The following is a 7,484-nucleotide window of genomic DNA, read 5'->3' as shown; positions in this document are numbered from 1 at the left end:
GGCGCGGGCCCGGCGGGCCTGCTGCTCGGGCAGCTTCTGCACCGCAACGGCATCGACGCCGTCATCCTCGAAACCAAGAGCCGCGAGTACGTCGAAGAGCGCATCCGCGCTGGCGTGCTGGAGCAGGGCACCGTCGACATGCTCAACGAAGCGGGTGTCGGCGAACGCATGCGCCGCGAAGGGTTGATCCACCACGGCATCGACCTGTTGTTCGGCGGCAAGCGCCACCGCATTGACCTGACGGAGATGTCAGGCGGGCGTTCCATCACGGTGTATGGGCAGCACGAGGTGGTGAAGGACCTGATTGCCGCGCGTGTGGAGCAGGGCGCGCCGCTGCTGTTCGATGTGTCGGACGTGTCGGTGCACGACATCGAATCGGCCACGCCGTCCGTGCGCTTCATCCACGACGGTGTGCCGCAGACGCTGCAATGCGACTACATCGCCGGCTGCGACGGTTTCCACGGTATTTGTCGGCCGGCCATTCCCGCGCAGCGGCAGGCGGTGTTCGAGCGCGTCTATCCGTTCGCGTGGCTCGGCATTCTGGCCGAGGCGGCACCGGCGGCGGAAGAGCTGATCTATGCCAGCCACGATCGCGGCTTCGCGCTGTTCAGCATGCGTTCACCGAAGATCACGCGGCTCTACCTGCAATGCAAGCCGGACGAGAACCTGGCCGAATGGTCCGACGCGCGCATCTGGGACGAGCTCCACACGCGCCTGGAGAACAACGACGGCTGGCACCTGAAGGAGGGCACGATCCTGCAGAAGAGCGTCACGCCGATGCGCAGCTTCGTCTGCGAGACGATGCAGTACGGGCGCCTGTTCCTGGCCGGGGATGCCGCGCACATCGTGCCGCCCACCGGCGCCAAGGGTATGAACCTGGCCGTGGCCGATGTGCGCGTGCTGGCGCAGGCGCTGACGGCGCGCTACCGCCAGAACGACGCCACGCAACTGGCGGGCTACGCCGAGCGCTGCCTGCAGCGCATCTGGCGCGCCGAGCATTTCTCGTGGTGGATGACGTCGATGCTGCACCACTTCGACGACCACACGCCGTTCATGCAGCGCCTGCAGCGCGCCGAGCTGGAGTATGTGACGAGCTCGCCGGCCGGCGCCCGCGTGCTGGCCGAGAACTACGTTGGCCTGCCGTTTGCCGATGCGCCGGCGCGTGCGCTGAACGCTGTCAATACGACCAGGGCGGCGTAGTGGTCGGGTTGGATAGCGCGATGCGTGATACCAGCGGGTGGAAGCCCAGGCTGCGCGAGGTGGGGTAGACCGTGGTGGCGTTGGCGGTCTGCAGCGCGTAGTCGATCGTGAAGACCGGCACGTTGCCTGTGCAGTATTTCTGCAACTGCTGGATCGTCCACTGGGTGTCGGCGGCGTTTTGCGCGATATCGCCACCCGCCGCGCTATCCCACGCCGCACCGGCCGTGCCGCCGAACCAGGTGTCTTCCTGCGAAATCGCATCGACGTTCGGCAGCAGCACCGATGCTCCCGCATCGTCGATCAGTTGTGATGCATTCTGCTGGATCACCGCAAACTGCGGATTGATCGCCCGGCCCGCTGCGCGGATCTTGGCGATGAAATCGGCCATCGCTTGCGCGGGATCGATGCCTGCCGCCTGGGCCGCCGCCGCAACGGTCGGGTCGGCATACGCTTCCACCCAATCCAGGTAGACGCCGTCGAAGCCTTCGCGCGCGAGTTGCGCGACCGCGCCGTTGGGCCCCAGCCACAGTGCCTGCCAGCGTGGGTCCCAGAAGGCGACCACGTAGTCACCCGACCAGCCGTCCGGGTCGGCCGTGAGGATGAAATCGGGCGTGCCCGGGCTGGAGGTGGTCGGTGCCTGCCAGCTTGCTGTCCAATAGGTGCGGAAATTCTCCGCCTGGCCGATGTCGATGTAGGCCAGCACCTTGCGCGGCGTGCCATCGGGCTTGGTATGCAGGTGCGTCACCATGCCGGCGGTGTCGAAGCTCTCCAGGCCCTTGATCGTATTGTTGGCCTCGATGACGAACATGTCGTAGGGCTGGACGGCGAGCGCGTTGATCTGCGCGTCGGTGGTCATGCCCTGCAGCCGGTACATCCACGTTTGCACGCCTGCCAACGGTGACGCGCCGTTCGCGCCGCATGCCGCGCTCGGGGCGAGGGCGCTGGACGTGAGCGCTTTTGCCGTCAGCGTGCTGCTGGTGGTCGTGGCGGTGGCTTGCGGGGTGAGCGTGGCGCCGCCATCGCCGCCGCCACAGGCTGCGAGCGTGAGAGTGGTACCGGCCAGAGCGAGAGAGGACAGGGTCAGGCGCATGGTTGTTCTTGAGAGCGTGGGTTACCCGATGATGTTCTGCGGACCTGCGCGCGCCATCACGTACACGACATGGACGAGTGAGCGCCAGGGCACGCTAACACAGCCGGATGTTCGAAGCCCTACTGAAGTGGGGGCATCACCCTGAAAGTTGTTTCAACCTGAGTTTCCAGTCGATTGCCTCGGCATCGACATGTTGGGCTGCCCGCGACGCGTGGGGCAGATCAAACGTTGGCGTGGCTTTCATCGCCAGGTAAAACGCGCGGGTGTATAGTCGGACAGCACTTCGACGATAAAGAAGGGGAGCATGCGATGGACACCACGCCGGCGGGCCAATACAAAGGCTTCGACATCTATCCGTTGGCTTACCAGCATGAACGCAAGGCGCGCTGGCCCGAGGCCCGGGAAGACCGCAGCTACAACGCGGCCGTCATGATCTGCCGGGAGGGGATGTTGCCCGAGCCCGGGCAATCGCAGGTGTTCCGGCTGTCGGGGGATCGGCAGTTCAGCAACATTGGGGAGGCGCGCGCGGCCGCGCTGCGTTTTGCCGAGGGCATCATCGACGGTACCGTGCCCGAGATGTCGCTGGCCGGCCTCGACGGCGCCTGAGCGAGTTAACCCTTGTCCGTGGTAGAATGGCGGGCGAATCCAGCTTGCGCCGGGCCCATCAGGGCTGGTGGCGGCTGAGTCCAGCACCGGGGTTCACCCCGCGTCGAGCCGGGCGGCGCGCATCTGCGTCCGCCACCCAATTCCTCGCTTGCACAGAAGACGCCGCGCACCCCGCGTGCCGCCTCCGCCTTTTCCGTGCGACTCGGTTACCCCAGCCGCCCGCTGTTCGGGCCGATGGCCACGGTTGTTGCCGCTTCCCGCTGCGTGGTGGGAGGCGCGGTTCCGGTGCGGTCATCACACCATTGCAACCATCGACGCAGCTGTGTGCTGCATACAAAGGAACGAATTTGGCCAAGGAAGAACTGATCGAGTTTGAGGGCGTGGTTTCCGAAGCACTGCCCGACAACCGGTTTCGCGTGCAGCTGGAAAACGGCGTTGAGATCTGGGCGTACGCATCGGGCAAGATGCAGAAGCACCGCATCCGTATCCTGGCGGGTGACCGCGTGAAGCTGGAGATGTCGCCGTACGACCTCACCAAGGGTCGCATCAACTACCGGCACAAGTAATGCCGCGCGGGCATAAGCGCCCGGCCCGGCACATAAGAGACCGCGAGCCCGCACAGCCCGCGGTTTTTTTCTTTCGCCAACGATTGGCGATCGGTTTTTTTCATGGGCGTGTCACCTGGATGGGGTAAGATCGCCGCTGGTCGCTGACGGGGGGAACAGAGTCGGCGGCCAACTGAAGTGCAGGGCTTTCCATCTGTGTGAAGCCGCGCCTCGCCGCAGTGAGCGCGCGCCAGCTGTACCAGTCCTTCGAATAAGCGCACAGCCAGCCGGGTTTCCGGCATGAGCTTCCAATCGCGCATTCTCCTCGCCGACCGGGGCGTCCTCGACGCCTGCATCCGTTCGGTGCTCAGTGTGCCAATCGAGTCACACCGCATTGATATACCGCACAGGTAGGTCGGCGCTTGTCCATCGGAAATCTGGACGCGTCACGTTGCGTCCGAGGGAATAGAACACGCATGTTGGAAACCAAGAATGCAGCACAGAGTGTGGCGCGCACGAGCCAGCGCGCCATGGTGGGCCTGACGGCAGCCGTCGCGCTGCTGGGTGGCCTGGGTATGAGCAACGCATCGGCACAGGCCACGCGCCCGAAGGCGCCGATCTACGGCGTCACGCTCGATGACGTCAGCAACATCAATGCGATCGTGGCATCGCTCACGCACCTGCCGTACAAGCCGACGGTGCGCGTGGTGTTCGACCCGGGCACGACCGCTGCCCAGTACTACCCGGCGCTGGTCAAGCTCCATGCCGTCGCTTACGTGATGGGCGAAGTCATGGACTCGTACTACTTCCCGAGCGATCTGCAGACGTACACGTCACGTACGCAGGAACTGGTTGGCACGTTGAAGAACGTGGTGGACGTGTGGGAAATCGCCAACGAGATCAATGGCGAATGGCTGCGTGTCGACTCGAACGGCCCGGACGCGGTGGCTGCGTCTGAAGAGCAGGACATCGGCAACATGGTGGCGGCGGCCTACGACATCGTGAAGGCCAACGGTGGCCTGACCGCCGTGACGATGTACTACAACGACGACGGCAAGGGCAACAACTGCTGGCAGCTGCCGATGGATGCGTGGCAGACCTGGGCGCAGACCTACCTGCCCGCACGCGTGCGCCAGGGTGCGGACTACGCACTGTTCAGCTACTACCCGTACCAGGATTGCCCGGGCCTCTACCCGAACTGGGGCAGCGACTTCAAGCTGCTGGAAAGCATCTTCCCGGCGGCGAAGGTCGGCTTTGGCGAGGTCGGCACGTCGAGCATCTACGCGCCGGCATCGGTGCAGCAGAACATCCTCAAGACGTACTACACGATGGGGACGAAGATTGCCGACCCGCGTTTCATCGGAGGCTACTTCTGGTGGAATTACGCCGAGCAGATGGTGCCGTACAGCACCAGCTCGTACTGGAACCTGCTGAACCAGACCATCAAGCCGCTGGCCGCACCGCGGTAAGCGCGGCTTGCCCGGGCGCCCAAGAAGGGGGGGCGTCCGGCCGGTTGGCCCGGCAACAAAAAAGGGCCGGTGTCAAGTCTTTCGCGCAAATCACGCAAGCCTTGAAACCGTATATGGGACAGTAGGTTAGCTCTTTTCGGTACTGCGTTGCAGGAGCGCAGCCTTGTGGGCTAGGAGCCACATAAGAGCGTCGGGAGAGAAAGCCGCATCGCACGGTGTCGTGCTGGATTGCCGAGGAACGGCGGGCTTGTAGAACATCATAGCCCAAGAGGCTGTTGATGGCATCCAGAATGAAGAACGCGCAGCCTGGGCTGCGCGTTCGATGGATACCCGTTGGATGATGTGCGACGCCATCATGCCGGCTTCGATGGCGCGCTCCGTGTTGCCGTGCCCTTCCTGAATCCCCTGTCGCCCGCCATGAAGGCTTCCAGCATGTGCGGGATCAGCGTCACAGCATCGACCGCCTCGCCATACGCCTGCGCGTGCAGCGCGGCGTAGCGGTCGAGGTCGGCTTTCAGGCTGGCCGGGCACGCGAAGGTCAGCTTGACGTTCTCGGTCTTGGGCAGCGGCCCGAGCCGCAGCTTCTTGGTCGTACTCATTGCATTGCCTCCCGCTGGAAGAACATCGGCTGGTACGGCCGCAACACCAAATCGCGGTTGACGATGATTCGCACCGGCAGGCCCGGCCGCTCGGTCAGCGTCGGCTGGATGTTCATGTTGCGCCGGGTCATCTCCTGCCCGACCTGGTTGATGCTGTCCTGCGCGCTGTCGCGCCCGGCGATCACGATGCGGTTGCCATCCTGCCGGTTCTCCGGCGCGGCCAGCTCGGCGCCCACGCCCAGCAGCGTCGTCAGCGCAGCACCGGCGACGATGCGGCTCCAGTGGTAGTCCACACCGTCTTCCAGGCCGGAATAGCCGGCCGGATCGGTGCCCACGAGGTTGTCCAGCGTCAGCGAGGACGTGTCCGGCAGGATGATGCGATTCCAAACCACCTGAACCCGGCTCTGCCCATAGCTGACCTGGCTGTTGTACTTGCCCAGGATGCGCGAGCCCTGCGGGATCAGCAGGAACTTGCCCGTGGCCGTGTCGTAGACCGGCTCCGTCACCGTAGCGATCACGTCGCCCGGAAGATCGGACTTGATGCCCGTGACCAGCGCGCCAGCGATCACCGTCCCGGCCATCACCTGATACGGCGAGGACGGCATTTTCAGATTCCCGGAATTGCGGGTCTCCGTAGAGCTGCCTTTCAGGAACGCCTCTTTCTGGTCTTGTCGATTCTGCGTCGCGGTCGGATCGGCAGGCTGGGCCCCCGTCGAGGCCGGCCCGGCAGCGAGCGGGTCGAAGGCCGCGAGTGTGCTTGCAGCGCCAGGCGCCCCCGGCGCGGCCTGCGCCACCGTGGCGGCGCCTTGGCCCTGCTTGCCCGAGCGGAAGAACACCGTCGAAGCTGCCGCCGCTTCGGCCTCCTTGCGCAAAGCGTCCGCTGGATCATGGCCTGGCGGTGCATACGTCGGCGTCACCGGCTGCTGCGACTTCACGATGGCTGGCCCCAGGTCGCCCGGCAGCGGCGGCCCCAGCTCGGGCACCTTCGGCGGCAGCTTCGAGTAGTCGGCCGGCAGGCCGTCCAGCCCTTCGGACTTCGAGACACGATCCACGTTGTAAAGCTCGGTCTGCTCGCCCGCGCCGCGCCGATGCGACTGCAATGACCAGATCGTGGCCCCGAGCACGGCGACCGACAGGCCGCCGACGAGGATGGCCAGCGTGCGCCGGTTCAGGCGCGTGACCGGGCGTGGCTGGGCGCGCAGCGCCACCGCCTCGGGCGCGACCTTGACCGCCTGTGACGCGGCAAGGTCTGGAGTGTCGTCCTGGCTCATGGTCAGTTCCTCCGCGTGCCGTCCGTGCGCTCGATCCGCACCACGTCGTCCTTGTCGCCACCCAAGCGCAGCTCGGCCGCGCCGAACAGGCGATCCACGATGTAGTAAGGCGAGCGGAAGCGGTAATTCACCAGTTGCCCGTCGCCCTGCGCGCCGATGACGAACAGCGGTGGCAGCTCGCCCTGCGCGACGCCGGCCGGGAACTGGATATAGACCTTCTCCCCGTCGTCGAAGGCGCGCAGCGGCTTCCACGGCGGATTGCTACCGCTGACCGCGTAGCGGAAACGGATCTTCTCCAGCGACAGCCCGCTATCGACCGGCGCGGCGGCGCGGGCCGCCTGCCCCTGGCGCTGCAAGGCCAGCATCTTGTCCTTGGGATACTCCCAGGACACCGAGGCCATCCACGTCTTTTCCGTCGAGGTCAGCTCCAGCAGGTAGGTACGCCGGCTGGTCGTGATGACGAGATTGGTCTTCAACCCTGAGCGGATCGGCTTGACCATCACGTTCACGCGCAGCGCATCGCCGCTGCCGCTCGATGTGTCGCCCACGATCCAGCGCACCGTGTCGCCGGCGGCCACCGTCACCAGCTCCTCGCCCGGCTGGAGCGCGATCACGGTCACGCGGCCCACGGCTGCATAGACCTGATACAGCGCGCCATCGGTGAAGGGCCACACCTGAATCGCGTTGACGTAGCCCTCGCGCGT

General features: G+C 65.4%; 8 protein-coding genes. 4 read left to right on the top strand and 4 right to left on the bottom strand.

Annotated features, from left to right (window positions below; genetic code table 11):
- Nucleotides 1-1,200, top strand: a 1,200-nt coding sequence (gene pobA / locus QZ609_RS22425; RefSeq protein WP_295499660.1) for a 4-hydroxybenzoate 3-monooxygenase, incomplete at its 5' end; no start/stop codon positions are given.
- Here the strand turns inward: pobA and QZ609_RS22420 are convergent.
- The gene (locus QZ609_RS22420) at nucleotides 1,178-2,290 is read right to left on the bottom strand and encodes an endo alpha-1,4 polygalactosaminidase (protein ID WP_295499658.1); all 1,113 of its coding nucleotides are present in this window, start codon (nucleotides 2,288-2,290) and stop codon (nucleotides 1,178-1,180) included. The genes pobA and QZ609_RS22420 overlap by 23 nt on opposite strands.
- Before the next feature lie 309 nt (nucleotides 2,291-2,599).
- On the opposite strand from QZ609_RS22420, the gene QZ609_RS22415 reads away from it, so the two are divergent.
- The 3 genes from QZ609_RS22415 (at nucleotide 2,600) to QZ609_RS22405 (ending at nucleotide 4,910) form a co-directional block, all read left to right on the top strand.
- The gene (locus QZ609_RS22415; RefSeq protein ID WP_295499656.1) at nucleotides 2,600-2,896 is read left to right on the top strand and encodes a hypothetical protein; all 297 of its coding nucleotides are present in this window, start codon (nucleotides 2,600-2,602) and stop codon (nucleotides 2,894-2,896) included.
- A gap of 347 nt (nucleotides 2,897-3,243) precedes the next feature.
- A complete protein-coding gene (gene infA / locus QZ609_RS22410; RefSeq protein WP_004631109.1) occupies nucleotides 3,244-3,462 on the top strand; it encodes a translation initiation factor IF-1 in 219 nt (72 codons plus the stop codon).
- A 455-nt stretch (nucleotides 3,463-3,917) separates the two neighbouring features.
- The gene (locus tag QZ609_RS22405; RefSeq protein WP_295499650.1) at nucleotides 3,918-4,910 is read left to right on the top strand and encodes a hypothetical protein; all 993 of its coding nucleotides are present in this window, start codon (nucleotides 3,918-3,920) and stop codon (nucleotides 4,908-4,910) included.
- A 353-nt stretch (nucleotides 4,911-5,263) separates the two neighbouring features.
- On the opposite strand, the gene QZ609_RS22400 is transcribed toward QZ609_RS22405, so the two are convergent.
- The 3 genes from QZ609_RS22400 to trbG form a co-directional block, all read right to left on the bottom strand.
- Nucleotides 5,264-5,509: a DUF2274 domain-containing protein gene (locus tag QZ609_RS22400; RefSeq protein WP_064496208.1), complete on the bottom strand. Its 246-nt coding sequence runs from the start codon at nucleotides 5,507-5,509 to the stop codon at nucleotides 5,264-5,266.
- Complete coding sequence (locus QZ609_RS22395; RefSeq protein WP_064496209.1) at nucleotides 5,506-6,780, bottom strand: TrbI/VirB10 family protein; 1,275 nt, start codon at nucleotides 6,778-6,780, stop codon at nucleotides 5,506-5,508. Before QZ609_RS22395 ends, QZ609_RS22400 begins: the two co-directional genes overlap by 4 nt.
- Before the next feature lie 2 nt (nucleotides 6,781-6,782).
- Nucleotides 6,783-7,484, bottom strand: a 702-nt coding sequence (trbG, locus tag QZ609_RS22390) for a P-type conjugative transfer protein TrbG (RefSeq protein WP_295499647.1), incomplete at its 5' end; no start/stop codon positions are given.

The organism is uncultured Ralstonia sp. (genome assembly GCA_913056305.1).
Taxonomy (GTDB): domain Bacteria; phylum Pseudomonadota; class Gammaproteobacteria; order Burkholderiales; family Burkholderiaceae; genus Ralstonia.
Note: the sequence above shows the minus strand (reverse complement) of the source record. Positions and strands in the feature narration are given on the sequence as shown.